At 65.1% G+C, this 19,260-nt stretch carries 14 protein-coding genes and 1 pseudogene; 6 read left to right on the top strand and 9 right to left on the bottom strand.

The genetic code is table 11. The features are described from left to right. Positions 1 to 34 precede the first annotated feature (34 nt). The gene (locus NJF35_RS03190; RefSeq protein WP_225786866.1) at positions 35 to 439 is read left to right on the top strand and encodes a c-type cytochrome; all 405 of its coding nucleotides are present in this window, start codon (positions 35 to 37) and stop codon (positions 437 to 439) included. Positions 440 to 695: 256 nt separating this feature from the next. After that, positions 696 to 2,558, top strand: a complete 1,863-nt coding sequence (locus tag NJF35_RS03195) for an acetyl-CoA hydrolase/transferase C-terminal domain-containing protein (protein ID WP_225786740.1) — start codon at positions 696 to 698, stop codon at positions 2,556 to 2,558. A gap of 78 nt (positions 2,559 to 2,636) precedes the next feature. On the opposite strand, the gene xpt is transcribed toward NJF35_RS03195, so the two are convergent. Further along, positions 2,637 to 3,209, bottom strand: coding sequence for a xanthine phosphoribosyltransferase (xpt, locus tag NJF35_RS03200; RefSeq protein ID WP_225786739.1), 573 nt, complete (start codon positions 3,207 to 3,209; stop codon positions 2,637 to 2,639). Between the two features lie 71 nt (positions 3,210 to 3,280). Then, on the bottom strand, positions 3,281 to 5,290 hold the full coding sequence (gene rep, locus NJF35_RS03205) for a DNA helicase Rep (protein WP_225786738.1): 2,010 nt from the start codon (positions 5,288 to 5,290) through the stop codon (positions 3,281 to 3,283). 247 nt (positions 5,291 to 5,537) lie between these two features. Between rep and NJF35_RS03210 the strand changes: the two genes are divergently transcribed. Next, positions 5,538 to 7,205 (top strand): putative bifunctional diguanylate cyclase/phosphodiesterase, encoded by a 1,668-nt coding sequence (locus NJF35_RS03210; protein WP_253080642.1) that lies wholly within the window; start codon positions 5,538 to 5,540, stop codon positions 7,203 to 7,205. Positions 7,206 to 7,259: 54 nt separating this feature from the next. Here NJF35_RS03210 and NJF35_RS03215 read toward each other — a convergent pair whose 3' ends face one another. Further along, positions 7,260 to 8,648 carry a NorM family multidrug efflux MATE transporter gene (locus NJF35_RS03215; protein ID WP_225786736.1) on the bottom strand — a complete coding sequence of 463 codons (1,389 nt, stop codon included), beginning with the start codon at positions 8,646 to 8,648 and terminating at the stop codon, positions 7,260 to 7,262. 156 nt (positions 8,649 to 8,804) lie between these two features. Here NJF35_RS03215 and NJF35_RS03220 point away from each other — a divergent pair, with 156 nt between their 5' ends. Beyond that, positions 8,805 to 9,746, top strand: a complete 942-nt coding sequence (locus NJF35_RS03220) for a LysR substrate-binding domain-containing protein (protein ID WP_225786735.1) — start codon at positions 8,805 to 8,807, stop codon at positions 9,744 to 9,746. A gap of 45 nt (positions 9,747 to 9,791) precedes the next feature. On the opposite strand, the gene NJF35_RS03225 is transcribed toward NJF35_RS03220, so the two are convergent. After that, positions 9,792 to 11,177, bottom strand: coding sequence for a VOC family protein (locus NJF35_RS03225; protein WP_225786734.1), 1,386 nt, complete (start codon positions 11,175 to 11,177; stop codon positions 9,792 to 9,794). Positions 11,178 to 11,296: 119 nt separating this feature from the next. After that, the gene (locus NJF35_RS03230; protein ID WP_225786733.1) at positions 11,297 to 12,187 is read right to left on the bottom strand and encodes a LysR family transcriptional regulator; all 891 of its coding nucleotides are present in this window, start codon (positions 12,185 to 12,187) and stop codon (positions 11,297 to 11,299) included. 136 nt (positions 12,188 to 12,323) lie between these two features. Between NJF35_RS03230 and NJF35_RS03235 the strand changes: the two genes are divergently transcribed. Further along, on the top strand, positions 12,324 to 13,814 hold the full coding sequence (locus NJF35_RS03235; protein WP_317235043.1) for an aldehyde dehydrogenase family protein: 1,491 nt from the start codon (positions 12,324 to 12,326) through the stop codon (positions 13,812 to 13,814). Positions 13,815 to 13,918: 104 nt separating this feature from the next. Beyond that, positions 13,919 to 15,205, top strand: coding sequence for an NAD(P)/FAD-dependent oxidoreductase (locus tag NJF35_RS03240; protein ID WP_225786732.1), 1,287 nt, complete (start codon positions 13,919 to 13,921; stop codon positions 15,203 to 15,205). A gap of 27 nt (positions 15,206 to 15,232) precedes the next feature. Here the strand turns inward: NJF35_RS03240 and NJF35_RS03245 are convergent, their stop codons facing one another. The 4 genes and pseudogenes from NJF35_RS03245 to NJF35_RS03260 form a co-directional block, all read right to left on the bottom strand. Then, complete coding sequence (locus NJF35_RS03245) at positions 15,233 to 16,660, bottom strand: mechanosensitive ion channel family protein (protein WP_253080638.1); 1,428 nt, start codon at positions 16,658 to 16,660, stop codon at positions 15,233 to 15,235. A 120-nt stretch (positions 16,661 to 16,780) separates the two neighbouring features. Next, positions 16,781 to 17,692, bottom strand: a complete 912-nt coding sequence (locus NJF35_RS03250; RefSeq protein WP_225786731.1) for a LysR substrate-binding domain-containing protein — start codon at positions 17,690 to 17,692, stop codon at positions 16,781 to 16,783. A 231-nt stretch (positions 17,693 to 17,923) separates the two neighbouring features. Next, positions 17,924 to 18,023 (bottom strand): annotated as a pseudogene (locus NJF35_RS03255) (MarR family transcriptional regulator); the annotation flags it as partial. 140 nt (positions 18,024 to 18,163) lie between these two features. Continuing rightward, the gene (locus NJF35_RS03260; protein ID WP_253080637.1) at positions 18,164 to 19,186 is read right to left on the bottom strand and encodes an alpha/beta hydrolase; all 1,023 of its coding nucleotides are present in this window, start codon (positions 19,184 to 19,186) and stop codon (positions 18,164 to 18,166) included. Between the last annotated feature and the right edge of the window lie 74 nt (positions 19,187 to 19,260).

The following is a 19,260-nucleotide window of genomic DNA, read 5'->3' on the forward strand; positions in this document are numbered from 1 at the left end:
CCATGAGGGTGTACGCGTGAACCAAATCAAGAAGATGCTGGCCCTACCAGCAGCCGTAGTAGCCCTTTGGGCAATCAATGCACACGCAGCGACCAATGACGATATCGCCAAGCGCCTGGAGCCGGTCGGCCAGGTGTGTATCCAGGGCCAGGAGTGCAAAGGCATGGAGGTGGCCGTTGCCGCTGGCGGCGGCGGAGCCAAGACCCCGGACGAAATCATCGCCAAGCATTGCAACGCCTGCCACGGCAGCGGCCTGCTCGGCGCGCCGAAGATCGGCGACACCGCCGCCTGGAAGGAGCGGGCGGATCACCAGGGTGGCCTCGACGGCATCCTGGCCAAGGCCATTACCGGCATCAACGCCATGCCGCCGAAGGGGACCTGCGCCGATTGTTCGGACGAGGACCTGATGAACGCCATCAAGAAGATGTCCGGTCTGTGAGTTGCACCTGATCACGCCACGGCCTGCCTTCATGGCGTGATGCTGTTCACTCAAGACGTGTAGCGACCCTTTTCGCGGGCAAGCCCGCTCCCCCGGATTCGGCGCCGACTTCGAAAGTGGCGCGGCCCTTGTGGGAGCGGGCTTGCCTGCGATGGGCTGCAAAGCAGCCCCAACGCTTTGCCCATGGGCCCATGCAGCAAAACCAGGCAGGCAAGGGTCCAACCCCCTGTATGCATGGATGTCACAGGAGGCACCGATGGCGCAACGCTGTTCCCTCGATGCGGTGGTCGACCAGGTGCTGGCTTGCCTGCCCGCCCATATCCACCTGGGCCTGCCGCTCGGCCTGGGCAAGCCCAACGCCTTCGTCAACGCGCTTTACGCCCGGGTGCGTGAGCTGCCCGAACGTCGCCTGACGATCTACACCGCCCTGAGCCTGGGCCGCCCGCCCTTGGGCGACGGCCTGCAGCAGCGCTTCCTCGAACCTTTCGTCGAGCGTGTGTTCGCCGACTATGAGGAGCTCGATTACCTGGCCGACCTGCGGGGCGACAACCTGCCCGCGAACATCCGCATCGAACAGTTCTTCGTGCAGCCCGGCAGCCTGCTGAACAGCGACCTCGCCCAGCAAGACTATGTCAGCAGCAACTACAGCCACGCCGCCCGCGATATCAACGCCAAGGGCCTGAACCTGGTCGCTCAGCTGGTGGCGGCCACGCCCGAGTGCCCTGGCCGCTTGAGCCTGTCGTGCAATCCCGACATCACGCTCGACCTGCTGCCGATGATCGCCCGTCGCCGTGCCGCCGGCGAAACCATCCTGTTGCTGGGCCAGGAGCATGTCGAGCTGCCCTATATGCCGGGCGATGCCGAGCTTGCCGAGGACGCCTTCGACCTGCTGATCGACGAGCCCGAGCGGCGCCGCCTGTTTTCCACCCCGAACATGCCGGTCACGACCCAGGACCACTGCATCGGCCTGTTCGCCAGTGCCCTGGTGCGCGATGGCGGTACGCTGCAGGTCGGCATCGGCGCCATGGGCGATGCGCTGACCGCGGCCTTGCTGGCGCGCCACGGCGACAACGCAGGTTACCGGGCGCTGCTCGCCGAGTTCGAGCCGGGCCCATGGCAGGGGCTGATCGACAGGGAAGGGGGCCTGGAGACCTTCGCCGAGGGTCTGTACGGCTGCAGCGAGATGTTCGTCAACGGCCTGCTGGCGCTGGTCGAAGCGGGCGTGGTACGGCGCTGCGCCGATGAGCGGGGAACGCTGGTGCATGGCGGTTTCTTCCTCGGCCCTCGGGCCTTCTACCAGCAACTGCGGGAAATGCCGCTCGGGCAACGAGAGCGCTTCGCCATGAGCGCTATCAGCTTCATCAACGAGCTGTATGGCGAGGAAGACCTCAAGCGTCGCCAGCGCCGCGATGCGCGCTTCGTCAACACGGTGTTCGGCATGACCCTGCTCGGTGCCGGGGTGGCTGACCAACTGGAAGATGGGCGAGTGCTCAGCGGTGTGGGTGGGCAATACAACTTCGTCGCCCAGGGCCATGCCCTGGAAGGCGGACGCTCCATCCTGCTGCTGCGCAGCTGGCGCGAGGCGGGCGGCGAGGTGACCTCGAACCTGTTCTGGACCTACGGTCACTGCACCATTCCCCGGCATCTGCGCGACATCGTGGTGACCGAGTACGGCATCGCGGATTTGCGCGGGCAGACCGACAGCGAGGTGATCGCGCGGTTGCTGGCGATCAGCGATTCACGCTTCCAGGGTGAGTTGATGGTGCAGGCCAAGGAGGCCGGCAAGCTGGCCAAGGACTTCCAGCTCGATGCGCGTTTTACCGACAACACGCCGGAGCGCCTGGAGGCGATACGCGCACGCTATCGGCGGTTGTTCCCGGAGTATCCGCTGGGGACCGACTTCTCGGCTGAGGAACAGGAGCTGTTGCGGGCGCTGAACTGGCTCAAGGGCAAGTTCAGGTTGAGCGAGGTGCTGGAGCTGGGCAAGGCGACGCTGGATGCACCTGGGCCGCAGGGGTATGCGGCACAGTTGGCGCGCATGGGACTGGATGAGCCGCAGGGGCTCAAGGAGGAGCTGTATCAGCGGCTGTTGCTGGCAGGGTTGGCGGCGACGCGGTGACTGCAAGGGGCTGCTGCGCAGCCCATCGCCGGCAAGCCGGCTCCCCTGTGGGGCTTGCCGGCAATAGGGCCCGTACGGTCAATCGATGAACGTGACCACACCACCTTCCAGCGACTTCACCCGGGCCAGCGATTCGACGCGATAGCCCTGGCGATCCAGCTCGGCGCGACCGCCCTGGAACGACTTCTCGATGACGATGCCCAGGCCCGCGACAGTGGCGCCGGCCTGCTTGATGATCGAGATCAGCGCCTGGGAGGCCTTGCCGTTGGCCAGGAAGTCGTCGATCACCAGCACGCGGTCGCTGCTGTTGAGATGGCGTGGCGAGATGGCCACGGTGTTCTCGGTCTGCTTGGTGAAGGAATACACCGAGGCGGTCAGCAGGTTCTCGGTCAGGGTCAGCGACTGGTGCTTGCGGGCGAAGATGACAGGCACACCCAGCTTCAGGCCGGTCATCACGGCCGGGGCGATGCCCGACGCCTCGATGGTGACGATCTTGGTCACGCCGGAGTCGGCGAACAGGCGGGCGAATTCGTCACCGATCAGCTGCATCAGCGCTGGATCGATCTGATGGTTGAGAAACGCGTCGACTTTGAGAACCTGGTCGGAAAGCACGATGCCTTCTTCGCGAATCTTCTGCTGCAGTGCTTCCACTGTGGTATTCCTCGATGTAGCAAAGGTGGCCACGGCCGGGGCCGCGACAAAGGTTAAAGAGTAATGGTTGATCAGCGTTTGAGCATTGCCCGGATGTCGGCCAACGCATTGTTGCCTCGCGCCGCGCGAACCTCGGTCGGCGCATCTTCCAGCCCTTCCCAGGCCAGGTCGTCCGGTGGCAGTTCGTCGAGGAACCGGCTGGGCGTGCAGTCGATGATCTCGCCGTACTGCTTGCGCTTGGCGGCGAAGGTGAAGGCCAGGGTCTGGCGTGCGCGGGTGATGCCCACGTAGGCCAGGCGGCGTTCTTCCTCGATGGTGTCGGCCTCGATGCTGGAGCGGTGCGGGAGGATTTCCTCCTCCATGCCCATGATGAACACGTAGGGGAACTCCAGGCCCTTGGAGGCGTGCAAGGTCATCATCTGCACGCCCTCGGCGTTCTCTTCCTCTTCCTGCTGGCGCTCGAGCATGTCGCGCAGCACCAGCTTGCCGATGGCGTCCTCGATGGTCATGTCACCCTCTTCGTCCTTCTCGAGGGTGTTCTTCAGCGCGTCGATCAGGAACCAGACGTTGCTGATGCGAAACTCCGCGGCCTTGTCGCTGGCGGTGTTCTGGCGGATCCAGTTCTCGTAGTCGATGTCGCGGATCATCTCGTGCAGGGCGGCGATCGGGTCTTCCAGGGCGACCCGCTGGCGCACCCCATCGAGCCAGTGCTTGAAGCGCTGCAGGCGCTCGGTGTAGCGCGCATCCAGGTGCTCGCCCAGGCCCAGCTCGTCGCTGGCGGCGTACATCGACACGCCACGTTCGGTGGCGTAGTTGCCGAGTTTCTCCAGGGTGGTCGAGCCGATCTCTCGGCGAGGCACGTTGATCACTCGCAGGTAGGCGTTGTCGTCGTCCGGGTTGACCAGCAGGCGCAGGTAGGCCATGAGGTCCTTGACCTCCTGGCGGCCGAAGAAGCTGTTGCCGCCAGAGAGGCGGTAGGGCACCTGGTGGTGCTGCAGCTTGAGTTCGATCAGCTTGGCCTGGTAGTTGCCCCGGTAGAGGATGGCGAAGTCGCTGTAGGGGCGGTTGGTGCGCAGGTGCAGGGTGAGGATCTCCATGGCCACCCGCTCGGCCTCGGCTTCCTCGTTCTTGCAGCGGATCACGCGGATCTCGTCGCCCACGCCCATCTCGCTCCACAGCTGTTTCTCGAAGGCGTGCGGGTTGTTGGCGATCAGTACGTTGGCGCAGCGCAGGATGCGGCTGGTGGAGCGGTAGTTCTGCTCCAGCATCACCACCTTCAGGGAGGGGTAGTCCTCCTTGAGCAGCATGAGGTTTTCCGGGCGGGCGCCACGCCAGGCGTAGATCGACTGGTCGTCGTCGCCGACCACGGTGAACTGGTTGCGCATGCCGATCAGCATCTTCACCAGCAGGTACTGGCTGGCGTTGGTGTCCTGGTATTCGTCCACCAGCAGGTAGCGCACACGGTTCTGCCAGCGTTCGAGCACGTCCTTGTGTTCCTCGAACAGTTTCACCGGCAGCAGGATCAGGTCGTCGAAGTCCACCGCGTTGAACGCCTTGAGCGTGCGCTGGTAGTGGGTGTAGACGATGGCGGCGGTCTGCTCGCGTGGGTTGCGTGCCTTTTCCAGGGCCTCGGCGGGGAGGATCAGGTCGTTCTTCCAGGCACCGATCATGTTCTTGATCTCGTCGATGCCGTCGTCGCCGGAGTATTCCTTTTGCATGATGTCCGACAGCAAGGCCTTGATGTCGGTCTCGTCGAAGATCGAGAAGCCCGGCTTGTAGCCCAGGCGCTCGTGCTCCCGGCGGATGATGTTCAGGCCCAGGTTGTGGAAGGTGCACACCGTCAGGCCACGGCCTTCGCCGGGGCGCAGCAGGGTGCCGACCCGCTCCTTCATCTCGCGCGCCGCCTTGTTGGTGAAGGTCATGGCCACGATGTACTGGGCACGGATGCCGCAGTTCTGGATGAGGTGGGCGATCTTGCGCGTGATCACGCTGGTCTTGCCGGAGCCTGCACCGGCGAGCACCAATAGAGGGCCGCCGACGTAGTCACAGGCTTCCTGTTGCCGGGGATTGAGTCGGGACATGCTAGAAACCGGGGGTCACCAGAAAATAGCCGCGCATTCTAGCAGGCATGGGGCGCTTGTGGCGCGACCGTCTGACAGTGTGAATCGGATTTGCCGACCGCGCCGGTTTCGCGCAGGATGCACGACAAAATACGTCGGGGCGCAGGCCACGCAGTGGCATGTATTAAAGTGAAAATCATTTTCACTTATACGGTAGGATACCTCGCGCCCGCTCGTCGATTCACCGTCCACGCCTTAAGGAGCCCGCTTGTCCACGCCTGTCGAACCCTTGCGTTTGCTGCTGTTGGCCGATGAGCCGGAATGGGCTGCCCTGCTGCGCGAGTGCCTGCAACCGTTGGCCGGCAGTGTGGTGTTGCTGACCGCGCCGGACTGGGCGGCGGTCGACAGCCTGTTCGCCCACGACCGCCAGGCCGTGGTGCTGGCGACCCCGGCCTTGCTGCCGGCGCCGGGCCGCTGCGACCTGCCCACCATCCTGCTGCTGGAGGACGAGCCCGAAGCGCCGCCGGCCGGCGTCAGCGACTGGCTGGTACGTACGCAGCTGACCGGCGATACCTTGCGCCGCTCCCTGCGCCACGTGCGCGAGCGCGGTGTGCTGGTGGCTACCCTGCAGCGGCTGGCCGAACAGGATCCGCTGACCGGTATCGCCAATCGCCAGGGTTTCCAGGCCTTGCTGAGCGCGCGCCTGGCGCAGAACGAGGGCCGTGGCGTAGCCCTCGGGCACCTCGACCTGGACAATTTCCGTCACGTCAACGACGCCCTCGGCCACCAGGGCGGTGACCGCCTGATCCTGCAGGTGGTGGCGCGGTTGAAGCAGCAGTTGGAAGCTGGCGACCAGCTGGCGCGCCTGGGCAGCGACGAGTTCGCCCTGCTGATCGATACCCGCCGCGACGGCAACCGTGCCGAGTGGGTGGCCGAGCGCATCGTCGAGGCCCTGGCCGAGCCCTACTGGATCGACGGCGAGAGCCTGTTGCTCGGCTGCAGCCTGGGGCTGGCCCATGCCCGTGCCCAGGGTGGGGCCGACCCGCTGATGTGGCATGCGCACATCGCCATGCGCCAGGCCAAGGGCAGCCAGGGTTGCACCTTCCATGTGTTCAACGAGCGGATCAACCGTAACGCCCGCAGCCTGGCCGACCTGGAGAGCGAACTGCGCCGGGCCCTGCGCCGCGACGAGCTGGAGCTGCACTACCAGCCGCGGCTGAACCTGGCCGATGGCTGCATCGTCGGCCTGGAGGCCCTGGTGCGCTGGCGCCATGTCGAGCGTGGCCTGCTGCCGCCCAGCGAATTCGTGCCCCTGGCCGAGCAGAGCGGGCTGATTGTGCCGCTGGGCTACTGGGTGATCTCCCGCGCCCTGCGCGACATGCAGGCCCTGCGCGAGCGTGGCGTGGCGCCGTTGCACATGGCGGTGAACCTGAGCTTCCGCCAGTTCCAGGACAGCCAGCTGCTGGCCACCCTGAGCCGGCTGATCATCGAGCACGGCGTCGATGCCCGTTGGCTGGAGTTCGAGCTGACCGAGACCGCGGTGATGCGCCGCAACGAACTGGTGCAGCAGACCATGGATGCCCTGGGCCGCCTGGGGGTGCGCTTTTCGCTCGATGATTTCGGCACCGGGTTTTCGTCGTTCGTTCACCTCAACAGCTTGCCGATCACCTTGCTCAAGGTCGATCGCAGCTTCGTCGGCGGCATGGAGCAGCGCGAGGAGAACCGCAAGCTGGTGCACGCCATGATCAACCTGGCGCACAACCTCAACCTGGAAGTGGTGGCCGAGGGGGTCGAGACCGAGGAACAGATGGCGTTGCTGCGTGGGTTCGGCTGCGACCAGGTGCAGGGGTACCTGGTGAGCAGGCCGTTGCCGGTAGGGGAGTTGATGGAGTACCTGGTATCAGGCGCTCGCCGGCAGATGGCCGAGGCCCTGTAATCGCGCGGTGTTCAGGGCTGCAAGGCAGCCCCAGGACTACAAGGTGTCTTTGGATCAGGTCGCGACGCTGGCCTCCCCAGCAACCTCCGCCTTCCCCAGCATCCGTTTCATCCGCCACTCGAAAGCGATGGTCAGCGCCACTGCCGCACAGGCCAACCCCAGTGCCAGCCCCCACCACACACCGACCGCGCCGCCACCCAGGGTAAAGGTGAACAGCCAGGCGCAGGGCGCACCCACCAGCCAGTAGCAGGCCAGCCCGATGAGGAAGGTGGTCTTGGCGTCCTTCAGCCCACGGATCGAGCCCATGGCGATGGTCTGCATGCCGTCGAACAGTTCGAACCAGGCCGCGACCATCAGCAGGCTCACCGCGAGCTGGAAGATCGCTGCGAAGGCCGGGTCGTCGCGGTCGATGAACAGTCCCACCAGCGCATCCGGCAGCAGCCAGAACAGCGCGGCGAAGGCGAACATGATCGTCGCCCCGAAGCCGATCCCCACGCGCCCGGCGCTACGTGCAGCCAGCAGGTTGCCAGCGCCGTAGTAGAGCCCCACGCGCATGGTCACCGCATAGGACAACCCGGTCGGCACCATGAACGCGGTGGAGACGATCTGCAAGGCGATCTGGTGCGCGGCGAGTTCCGTGCTGCCGAGCACGCCCATGCACAGGGCGGCGAAGGCGAACAGCCCGACCTCGACCATGTAGGTGCCGCCGATCGGCAGGCCCAGCCGCCACAGCTCGCGCAGTGCCGGCAGCGAAGGCCGCGACAGGCCCCGGCGCAGCGGGTAGGCGTCGTAGGCCTTGTGCCAGCGGATGTACAGGGCCAGGGCAATGGCCATGCCCATCGAAACCAGGGCGGTGACCATGCCGATGCCCATCAGCCCCAGCTTGGGCAGGCCGAACATGCCTTCGATCAGCGCATGGTTGAACAGGTAGTTGAACACCGTGCCCACCAGGCTGATGACCATCACCGGCGTCGAGCGGCCCAGGGCACTGGTGAAGCCACGCAGGGCCATGAACGTCAGGTAGCCGGGCAGGGCCAGGGGCAGCAGGGTGAGGAACTCCATGGCCGAGGTGACGTTCTCCGGCTTCTGCCCGAACAGCAGCAGGACCGGCTCCAGGTTCCACAAGGCCAGCGCGGCCACCAGCGCCAGGCCCCAGGCCAGCCACAGGCCATTCTGCGCCAGCCGCGTGGCCCCGGGGATGTCGCCGGCGCCCTGGCGGATGGCGACCAGGGTGCCGACCGCGGCGATCACGCCCAGGCAGAAGATCGACACGAACGAATAGCTGGCCGCCCCCAGGCCGCCGCCGGCCAGGGCCTGGGGGCTGATGCGGGCCATCATCAGGGTATCGGTCAGCACCATCAGCATGTGCGCCAACTGCGAGGCGATCAGCGGCCCGGCCAGGCGCAGCAGAGCCTTGAGTTCGGTGGTGGGCGCGACGTGCATGGAGGTGGTCCTTCTTGTTGCAGGGGGAATGAGGCGACGATTCTGAGGCTTCGGTCAACTTTGCACAAAAGGATAAAAGCGATCGTTGGCATGAGTTAAAGTCATGTTCATATGATGCCTGGCAGGCTTGCCAGCCCCCGAAAAAGCAGGTGCGAAATGTCCCGACAGCTACCGCCGCTTTATGCGTTGCGCGCATTCGAAGCCGCCGCCCGGCTGAGCTCCTTCACCCGTGCTGGCGAGGAATTGTCCATCACCCAGAGCGCGGTCAGCCGGCACATCCGCACCCTGGAGGAGCACTTCGCCTGCCGCTTGTTCGTGCGTAGCGGCCGTAGCCTGCAACTGACCGAGGCAGCGCGGATGTTGCTGCCCGGCGTGCGCGACGGTTTCGCTGCGCTGGAGCGGGCCTGCGATACCCTGCGCGGCGAGGATGACATCCTGCGCATGAAGGCCCCCTCGACCTTGACCATGCGCTGGCTGTTGGCGCGCCTGAGCCAGTACCGTCACCTGCAACCAGGCAACGAGGTGCAACTGACCAGTGCCTGGATGGATGTGGACCATGTGGATTTCAACCAGGAACCGTTCGACTGTGCCGTGCTGCTCAGCGACGGTGCATTCCCGGCAGACTGGGAAGTGCGGCGGCTGTTCTCTGAATTGCTGATCCCGGTAGGCGCCCCGGACCTGCTCGACGAGGGCCCCTGGGATGAGCGTCGCCTGGCGGGCATCGAGCTGCTGCACCCGACCCCGGACAAGCGAGACTGGCGCGCCTGGCTGGAGCGCATGGGCCTGCTCGACAAGGTCTCGCTCAAGGGCGGGCAGGTGTTCGACACCCTGGAGCTGGGCATGATCGCGGCGGCCCGTGGCTATGGCATTTCCATGGGGGATTTGCTGATGGTGGCCGAGGACGTGGCCCAAGGGCGGCTCAGCCTGCCTTGGCCGACCGCCGTGCCCAGTGGCATGGACTATTACCTGGTGTGGCCGCGCACGCGCCCTGGCGCAGAGCGGTTGCGGCGATTGAGCCAGTACCTGCAGGAGGAGGCCGATGCCGTGAACCTGCCCGATGTGCGGATCCTGGAGGCGCCGCCGCGAGCAAGGGCGTAGAGCCCTGGCATCGGCGGTTCGGCGCCGCGAATGCTCGCTATCGGCTCACAATGCTTCCAGGTTCAACGCCTGGGCACAGGCTTGCAGCGATCGCTGCTCGCTCTGGGCATACAGCGCCAGTTCATCCTGCACCTTCAGCCCCAGCGCCGCCTCGAAGGCATCCCGGTTGGCGTTGCTGCCATATTCGGCCTGGGCATCGTCGCCCAGGTTGGACTGGAAGATCCCGGCCGCGCTGACTGGCAGGAAGTCCTCGTACACCAGCGCTTCATAGTGCACATGGCCTGCGTCGATCAGCCCTTGCAGGGTGGTCGGGCGGCCGGCCTGGTCGCGTGCGGCCAGGCCCTTCTCGGTCGGGAAGTAGCGGAAGTAGGCCAGGCCTTGTTCACGCATCTGCGCCAGGTCATCCGGGAATTCGGCGAAGTGCATCTCGAGCAGGGCCTTGTAGCGTTCGGCATTGGCCTCGGCCGGCGCACCGCCCAGGGCGCTACGGGTGGCATCGAGCAGGCGGTCGTAGAGCTGGCGGCCCTTCGGCGTCAACGCCGCCCCGCGTTGTTCGATCTCGCCGAAACGCGCGGTATGGCTGCCTTGCGCGTCGCTGAAGGCGACCTTTTCCTGCAGGGCCTTGAAGCTGGTCTGGCGCAGCAGGATCGGATGACGGCGGCCAGGTGGGCCTTCGACCACGGCCTTGGGCGGGATGCCCTTGGCCGGCATGCCCAGCTGGATCGCGTCGATGTCCAGGGTGCGCGGGGTCAGGTGGTTGATGTGCGGGCCTTTGAACGCCACCACGTCGGCGATCAGGCGGTGCTGGTCGTGCAGTCGCTGGTACTGCTCGGCTGTCACCGTCGCTTCCTGGTGCCAGCGGAAGGTGTGCAGGGCTTCCTGGACGAAGACCTCGGCATCCGTGGCGTTCAGGCCGCCCTCGCGCTCGTGCTGGGCGATCAGCTCCAGGACGCGCGGCGTGAAGATCCTGCGCTTGGCCAGGATGCCCTGGGCCAGTTCGCGCAACTGCGGGCTGTCGATCAGCTCCAGGCGCAGCAGCGAGGTGAACACGCGGAACGGGCTGACATGCAGCGATCGCTCGTGCACCGCGCGGAACGCGGTGGAATGCACCGGCACGCCGGCCGAGCTGAGGTCGTAGTAGCCGACCGGCTGCATGCCCATGACCGCGAACAGCCGGGCGATGGTCGCCAGCTCCTCGGCGGTGCCGACGCGGATGGCGCCATGGCGTTCCTGGTCGAGGCGCTCGATCTCGCCGGTCCAGCGCAGGGCCTCGGCCACTTGAGGCTGCTGGGTCATGACCTGCTGGTTGATTTCGCTCACCAGCTCCAGCAGCGTGCCATACAGGGGCACTTCCTGTTTGTACATGAGCGACATGGCGGCAGAGAACTGCGCACGGATGCTGTCGGGGCTGACGAAATCGTGGGCGGGCATCGCTAGCTTCCTGAGGGTGGGGAGTACCCTTACATGAAAGCGGGGAATGCACCCTCCTCACAAGCGAAAAAAAGTGCAGCTGTCATTCCTTTTTGGATCGATCCAGCAGCTCCCCCAGCTCATGCAGGCAATTGCTCCTTCACCCACTTCACCAACGCCCGCACCTTCGGCACCTCCGCTGCATGTTCGGCGAACGCCAGGTAGTGCGCGCCCTCGCTTTTCATCGCATGGTTCCAGGCAAGCACCAGGCTGCCCTCGGCCAGCTCCTTCGCCACCAGGTAGCGTGGCACCAAGGCCACCCCGCAGCCTGCCTGCGCCGCGCTCAGCGCCATGTAAAAGGTATCGAACCGTGGCCCGTGGTAGCTGTTGTCGGTGTGCAGCCCCTGCTCCAGGAACCACTCATGCCAGGCCTCCGGTCGCGAGGTGCTCTGCAGCAACACCAACTGCGCCAGCGCACCGGCATTCGCCAGCTCATGCCCCTGCAGCAGCTCTGGCGCGCAGACCGGCACCACTTCCTCGCGGAACAGTTCCATGCAGGTTGCCCCTGGCCAGGTGCCCCGGCCATAGAAGAACACCACGTCGGCCGAGCCCTGGAGCAGGGCGAAGGGTTCCATTTCGTTGCGGATGTCCAAGTGGATGTTCGGGTGGCGTTTGCCGAAGCCCTTGAGATGCGGAATCAGCCAGCGCACACCGAAACTCGGTTGAGTGGCTACCTTCAATACTTCGGTCTGCTCGCCGTAGGTGAGGACGTAGCGGCTGGACATGTCCACCTGGGTGAGGATCTTGTTGACCTCCGCCAGGTACAGCGAGCCCGCCGGCGTCAGTTGCAAGCGCCGGCGGATGCGCAGGAACAGGTGATGGCGAAGCATCTCTTCGAGCTGCGCCACCTGCTTGCTGACGGCACTCTGGGTCAGGTGCAGTTCCTCGGCGGCGCGGGTGAAGCTCAGGTGTCGAGCAGCAGCCTCGAAGCACTGCAGGGCGGTCATGGAAGGCACCAGGCGTTTGGACATAGCGTTCTCTGCGGCTGAAATCATTACCTGGTGGAATGATATGCGGAATAAAGGTCGTTTGTTGCACCGGTGTGATCGGATTAATACTGATCCACATCATTTTTCCACCCCATCACCCGATGTAGGAGAAGCACAAATGGTTGCTGGATTGCTCGAGCGCCTTGGCGTTGCCGCCGAGGCTTACACCCAGGGCGACTACCCTGTTCACACGCCGATCGACGGCAGCCAGATCGCCTCGGTGAAACTGCTCGGCAAGGCCGAGACCACCGCCCGCATCGACCAGGCGCAGCAGGCCTTCGAAGCCTGGCGCAGCGTACCGGCCCCGCGCCGTGGCGAGCTGGTGCGCCTGTTCGGCGACGTGCTGCGAGAGCACAAGGCCGATCTCGGCGAGCTGGTCTCGATCGAAGCCGGCAAGATCACCCAGGAAGGCCTGGGCGAAGTGCAGGAAATGATCGACATCTGCGACTTCGCCGTTGGCCTGTCTCGCCAGCTCTACGGCCTGACCATCGCCTCCGAGCGCCCTGGCCACCACATGCGTGAAACGTGGCACCCGCTGGGCGTGGTCGGCGTGATCAGCGCCTTCAACTTCCCGGTGGCAGTCTGGGCCTGGAACACCGCCCTGGCCCTGGTGGCGGGTAACTCGGTGGTCTGGAAACCTTCGGAAAAGACCCCACTGACCGCCCTGGCTTGCCAGGCGCTGTTCGAAAAAGCCCTGAAAGCTTTCGGCGATGCCCCAGTTGGCTTGGCACAACTGGTGATCGGCGGCCGTGAAGCCGGCGAAGCCATGGTCGATGACCCGCGCGTGCCGCTGGTCAGCGCCACCGGTAGCACCCGCATGGGCCGTGAAGTGGGCCCACGTGTTGCCGCCCGCTTCGGCCGCAGCATCCTCGAACTGGGCGGCAACAACGCCATGATCCTGGCCCCGAGTGCCGACCTGGACCTGGCCGTGCGCGGCATCCTGTTCTCCGCTGTCGGCACCGCCGGTCAGCGTTGCACTACCCTGCGCCGTCTGATCGTGCACCGTTCGATCAAGGATGAAGTGGTTGCCCGCGTCAAAGCCGCCTACGGCAAGGTGCGCATCGGCGACCCACGCAAGGACAACCTGGTCGGCCCGCTAATCGACAAGCAGTCGTTCGACGCCATGCAGGGCGCGCTGGCCAAGGCCCGCGACGAAGGCGGCCAGGTGTTTGGCGGCGAGCGCCAACTGGTCGACCAGTACCCGAACGCTTACTACGTTTCGCCTGCCATTGCCGAAATGCCTGCGCAGAGCGACGTGGTGCGCCATGAAACTTTCGCACCGATCCTGTACGTGCTGACTTACGACGACTTCGAAGAGGCCCTGCGCCTTAACAACGAAGTGCCACAAGGCCTGTCGTCGTGCATCTTCACCACCGACATCCGCGAAGCCGAGCGCTTCCAGAGCGCGTCGGGCAGCGACTGCGGCATTGCCAACGTCAACATCGGCACCAGCGGCGCCGAGATCGGCGGAGCGTTCGGTGGCGAGAAGGAAACCGGCGGTGGTCGTGAGTCCGGTTCGGATGCCTGGAAAGGCTACATGCGTCGCCAGACCAACACCGTGAACTACTCGCGCGAGCTGCCGCTGGCGCAGGGGATCGTGTTCGATTGATCGGTTGATGCTGCATGGCCGGGGGCACTGCCCCCGGTTCGCGGCAGTGCGGCGAATGGGCCGTACTGCGGCGCCAAACAAGAACAAATTGCTGGAGCCTGGCCATGTCCGAACTGCGTCAAGAATGCCTGTGGGAATCCGTCAGCGAACCGACCGTCGCCGCCCAGGCCCTGGCCGGTGAGCACAAGACCGATGTCTGCGTGATCGGTGGCGGCATCACCGGCCTGTCGGCGGCCATCCACCTGCTCGAACAGGGCAAGTCGGTGATCCTGCTGGAGGCCTGGAAGATCGGCCACGGTGGCTCCGGGCGCAACGTCGGCCTGGTCAACGCCGGTACCTGGATCCGCCCCGACGATGTTGAGGCGACCCTCGGGCAGAAGCAGGGCAGCCGCCTGAACAAGGTGCTCGGCGAGGCGCCGGGAGAAGTGTTCGCCATGATCGAGCGCTTTGGCATCGACTGCCAGGCCCAGCACAAGGGCACCCTGCACATGGCGCATAACGCCACCGGTATCGCCGACCTCGAAGCCCGCCACGCCCAGTGGGCTCGGCGCGGTGCCGATGTCGAGCTGCTGACCGGTGCGCAGTGCCAGGAATATTGCGGTACCGACAAGATTTCCGCCGCGCTGCTCGACCGCCGCGCCGGCACCATCAACCCCATGGGCTACACCCAGGGCCTGGCTGGCGCCGTGGTGCGCCTGGGCGGCCAGTTGTTCCAGCAATCCTCGGTCGAGGGCCTGGAACGCGACGGCGACGCCTGGCGGGTGAAGACCGCGCGTGGTTCGGTGCGCGCCGACAAGGTGGTGATCTCCACCGGGGCCTACACCGAAGGCGAGTGGAGCAACCTGCAGAAGCACTTCTTCCGTGGCTACTACTACCAAGTGGCCTCCAAGCCGCTGCAAGGCGCCGCCGCCGACAAGGTGCTGCCCCATGGCCAAGGCTCCTGGGACACCCGCACGGTGCTCAGCAGCATCCGCCGCGACGACCAGGGCCGCCTGCTGCTCGGCAGCCTGGGGCGGGTCGACAACAAGCCGACCTGGTTCGTGCGCAGTTGGGCCGACCGTATCCAGAGCCATTACTACCCGGAGCTGGGCAAGGTCGAGTGGGAGATGCACTGGACCGGCTGCATCGACTTCACCCCTGACCACCTGATGCGCCTGTTCGAGCCGGCTCCAGGCCTGGTGGCCGTGACTGGCTACAACGGTCGTGGCAATACCACCGGCACGGTGATCGGCCGGGCGTTCGCCGAGTTCCTGCTCAAGGACGACCCCGACAGCCTGCCCATCCCGTTCTCGCCGATGAAACCGGTGAGCGCGCCGTCGCTGCGTACGACCTTCTACGAGACGGGGTTCTCGCTGTATCACGCGGGCCAGTGTTTGCGGGTGGTCTTGTAACCCAAGGCGAAACCGGACCACACGCCATCACTTGTGCAGCCAACTGAGGAATCCACCTTTCTTCACCACCGGTGGCTTCTGCATCAGCAGTGACTCACGGCCCTGGCGGCGAAAGCGTTGCAGCTTGGTCAGGGCTGTCTCCACTTCGCCACGTGTTGCCAGGCAACTGCGCACCTGCTCCTTGTCGATGCGATAAAGCAGGCAACCGGTGAGGGTGCGGAACTCGACGAAAGAGTCGTCCTCGTCGATGAGGCCCTCGATGCCCAGCACCTCGCCGGGCCCCATGCGCCCAGCCTCGATCAGCCGCTCGCCATCGCGGATCGATGCAGCGACCACTCCGCTGCCAATCACCAGCAGGTGGTCGGACTGTTCGCCCACGCCGAGAATCACCTGGTCCGCCAGGTACTCCACGGCGGTCATGCGCTGGCTCAGGGCGTCGCGCTCCTCGCTGGCCAGCGAGCGGAACACCCGCACCTCGTCAAGCAGTTCGCGCTGGCGGCTGCGGGGAGGCACGGTGAGGTCGATGTTCCACACCACCCCGCTTGCTTCCAGGTGACGATGGGCCAGATCGAACAGCTGGTTGCGTACTTCGGTCTTGCGGGCCATGTCGGCAATGAAGCCGCTGGCCTCGTACTCCACCGATTCCAGGGTCGAGGCTTTTACCGTGACCTTGGGCCGGGGCGTGGCGAGCAGCGCGCTGGAGCCCTGCAGCGCCTTCTCCAAGGCATCGAATACCCACTTGGGCCTTACCCTGGCCGGCACTACCACGCTGATCGACACCCCATGCATATCGGCCGGGCGGCTGAAGTTGAGCAACCTGGCTTTGGCCGCCACCGAGTTGGGGATTACCGCCAGGCTGCCGTTGCCGGTAAGCAGGCGGGTAGTGCGCCAGTCGATATCCACCACCTTGCCCTCGGTGCCGTCGATGGAAACCGAGTCGCCGATCTGGTAGGGCCGCGTGGTGTTGAGCACGATGCCGGAGAACACATCCGCCAGGGTGCTCTGCAACGCCAGGCCGATGACGATGGCCATCACGCCGGAGGTTGCCAGCAGGCCCTTGACCGGCAGTTGCATCACATAGGCCGCGGCGGCCACCACTGCCGCGAGAAAGATCAGTGCCCCGAGCACATCCTGCAGCAGCCGCCCACCATGGCTGCCCCGCGCCACCAGCAGCAGGCCGAAGACCACCGTGACCGTGCGCGCACCGAACAACCACCAGGCGATCGCCAGCACCGTGGCCATCAGGTTGCGTGGCACATCGTCCACCCAGGGCGGAGGTTGCAGCGGGCTCATCCCGGCGGCCAGCAGCACCCAGCTGAACAACAGGAAGATCAGCAGCCGCGTGGCGATGCGCCAGGCCCGGCGTTCGAGCGGAATCAGCTGCCACAGCAGCAGGTCGAGCAGGAGCAGGCAAGCGCCGAGCGACAGCGGGGAGGACTGGATGAAGGCCGGCATGGCGGTCTCGGTACGGAGGGGCTCAGAGCTAGTAAAGAGCAGGGTGTTTGCACAATCAACCGAGGACCGAAGCCAACGGATGCAAGGTAATTGTGCGTTTGGAGCGCTGGAGGTGATTCGTTACGCCATATCGCTGATGGCGAACTCTTGCGCCAGGTGATCGAGCAGCGAACGTACAGAAGGCAGCAAGCCCCGTCGCGACGGGAAGATCGCATGGACGATGCCGCAACGCGGATGCCAGCCCGGCAGCATTTCCACCAGCCTCCCGGCCGCCAGGTCCTCGCGCACCGACACCCGTGGCAGATGGACAATGCCCACGCCAGCCAGGACGAAGTGGCGCAGCGTGACCAGGTCGTCTGTAACCACCCGTGGCGTATGCACGATCACCTGCTTGTGCGCCATGTCCTCTCCCTGGTACAGCTCCCATTGGTACTCCCGCTGCGAGCCGCCCCAGTGCAGGCTGGGCAGTTGTCCCAGCAGCTGAGGGTCGAAGCCCTGCGGCAGTTGTTCCAGGAACGAGGGTCGGCCGACCAGGCACTGGGTGCTGTTGCCCAGTACCTTCATCACCATGTCGGTATTCTCCAGCGGCGGGAAGCGCACCCGCAGGGCCAGGTCGAAGCCCTCGTGCAGCAGGTCGACCCGGCGGTTGGTGCTTTCGATGAACAGCTCGACGCGGGGGTACTTGAGCATGTAGCGGGTCAGCATCGGCCCGACCCAGGCGTTGAGCAGGGTGGTGGGGCAACTGAGGCGCACCAGCCCTCGTGGCTCGCTGCGGTTGCGTTCGATGATTTCCGCAGCGCCTTCGGCCTCCACCCGCATGGCCAGGCAGCGCTGGTAATAGGCCTGGCCGATCTCGGTCAGCGAGCAGTGCCGACTGGTGCGATGCAGCAGCCGCACGCCGAGGCGTTCCTCGAGCTCGGCGATACGCCGGCTGAGCTTGGACTTGGGCATGTCCAGGGCCCGGCCGGCCGGCGCGAAGCCACCGTGCTCGACTACCTGGGTGAAGTAGTAGAGGGAGTTGAGGTCTTCCATGGAGCGTTCTCGGGACGGGCGCTGGGAGTATTTGCGCAGTCTACCGCAGCGGTGGCGAGGGGGCGTGCCGGGCTGGCCTCGTGCTGCCGGTGGCGAAGGCGCCTGCTCTGGTGCCGAGGGGGCATTCAAAATCTACGTCTTCTGGCGCTGCGCTTTCGACCAGTGCCCTGCACACTGGGTTGCTCGCAATCATGTGCTGGGTGCGCCAGGATGCCGATAGTTCATTGGAAAATTCGGACATGGACTCGGTCTCCATGCGATCGAACAGGTTCTCCTCCTGAGCATGAAGGCTGGTCATTTTAAAAAGCAGCAAAATGTCTTGACTCTTCATGGGCATTTGTCGGATGGCATATTTTTAAAAGTCAAGAAATTTCGAAAAATCATCGATTCCGCATTTGATCCTCAAGTAAATCAAGAGATTAAAATTCGTGCGGTGTTTCGCCTTGCCCGCGAAACACCGCGATCAGCCGATTACTCGAGGTGCTCTTTGAGCGCCTGGGCAGCCTGGGTCATGGCACTGCGTGTCCCCGGCACCTGCCCCAGCACATTGAGCAGGCCGAAGTCATGGATCATGCCGTTGTAGCGCACGGCGGTCACCGGCACCCCGGCGGCATCGAGCTTGCGGGCGTAGGCTTCGCCTTCGTCACGTAGTACGTCCATCTCGGCAGTCTGCACCAGGGCCGGTGGCAGGCCCTCGAGCTGTTCCAGGCTGGCGCGCAGTGGTGACGCATGGATATCGTCGCGCTGCTTCGGATCGGTGGTGTAGTTGTCCCAGAACCACTGCATCATGTTGCGAGTCAGGAAATGGCCTTCGGCGAACTGGTTGTAGGAGCCGTTGTTGAAGTTGGCATCGGTCACCGGCCACAGCAGGGCCTGGAAGCGCAGCTTCGGCGTGCCGGCTTCCTTGGCCTTGAGCGCCACGACTGCGGCCATGTTGCCGCCCACACTGTTGCCCGCCACGGCCAGGCGGCTGCCATCGACACCGATCTGCCGGCCATGTTCGGCAACCCAGCGGGTCGCGGCATAGGCTTGGTTGATCGCCGTGGGGTACTTGGCTTCGGGCGATGGTGTGTAGTCGACGTAGACCGCCGCTGCGCCGGAGCCCACCACCAGGTCATGGATCAGGCGTTCATGGGTGGGGTAGTCGCCCAACACCCAGCCACCGCCGTGGAAGAACATGAACACCGGCAGGTCGCCTTGCGTCCCTTCTGGCCGCACCACGCGGATTTCCAGCGCCTGGCCGTCGGCCTGGATGGTCCGGCGTTCGACGCTGATGCCCGACAGGTCGACCTTGACGCCTGCCTGGGCGTTGCTCAATACGCTGCGCGCGGCTTGTGGGGAAAGGGTTTCGAGCGGTTTGCCGCCACCTGCGGCCAGGGCATCGAGGAAGCCCTGGGTGGTGCGTTCCACTCCAGGGCTGCCGGCGGCGAAGGCGCCTGCGCTGGTGCCGAGGGTGAGGGTGGCGATGGCGACTGCTTTGCGAAGGGTGGTCATGATCGTGCTCCGAGTTCGGTGAGGGGGCAGCGACTGCTTGCTGCTTGAGAGCTATATTGCGCAATAATATTTAG

Source organism: Pseudomonas guariconensis (assembly GCF_024127895.1).
Classification (GTDB): domain Bacteria; phylum Pseudomonadota; class Gammaproteobacteria; order Pseudomonadales; family Pseudomonadaceae; genus Aquipseudomonas; species Aquipseudomonas guariconensis_B.

What these genes read in the sequence shown, in the direction of transcription:
- NJF35_RS03245 (WP_253080638.1), bottom strand. Translation starts at nt 16,660, where the DNA reads ATGCCGGCCTTCATCCAGTCCTCCCCGCTGTCGCTCGGCGCTTGCCTG.
- NJF35_RS03220 (WP_225786735.1), top strand. Translation starts at nt 8,805, where the DNA reads ATGTCCCGACAGCTACCGCCGCTTTATGCGTTGCGCGCATTCGAAGCC.
- NJF35_RS03215 (WP_225786736.1), bottom strand. Translation starts at nt 8,648, where the DNA reads ATGCACGTCGCGCCCACCACCGAACTCAAGGCTCTGCTGCGCCTGGCC.
- NJF35_RS03240 (WP_225786732.1), top strand. Translation starts at nt 13,919, where the DNA reads ATGTCCGAACTGCGTCAAGAATGCCTGTGGGAATCCGTCAGCGAACCG.
- NJF35_RS03235 (WP_317235043.1), top strand. Translation starts at nt 12,324, where the DNA reads ATGGTTGCTGGATTGCTCGAGCGCCTTGGCGTTGCCGCCGAGGCTTAC.
- NJF35_RS03260 (WP_253080637.1), bottom strand. Translation starts at nt 19,186, where the DNA reads ATGACCACCCTTCGCAAAGCAGTCGCCATCGCCACCCTCACCCTCGGC.
- rep (WP_225786738.1), bottom strand. Translation starts at nt 5,290, where the DNA reads ATGTCCCGACTCAATCCCCGGCAACAGGAAGCCTGTGACTACGTCGGC.
- NJF35_RS03195 (WP_225786740.1), top strand. Translation starts at nt 696, where the DNA reads ATGGCGCAACGCTGTTCCCTCGATGCGGTGGTCGACCAGGTGCTGGCT.
- NJF35_RS03230 (WP_225786733.1), bottom strand. Translation starts at nt 12,187, where the DNA reads ATGTCCAAACGCCTGGTGCCTTCCATGACCGCCCTGCAGTGCTTCGAG.
- NJF35_RS03250 (WP_225786731.1), bottom strand. Translation starts at nt 17,692, where the DNA reads ATGGAAGACCTCAACTCCCTCTACTACTTCACCCAGGTAGTCGAGCAC.
- NJF35_RS03190 (WP_225786866.1), top strand. Translation starts at nt 35, where the DNA reads ATGCTGGCCCTACCAGCAGCCGTAGTAGCCCTTTGGGCAATCAATGCA.
- NJF35_RS03225 (WP_225786734.1), bottom strand. Translation starts at nt 11,177, where the DNA reads ATGCCCGCCCACGATTTCGTCAGCCCCGACAGCATCCGTGCGCAGTTC.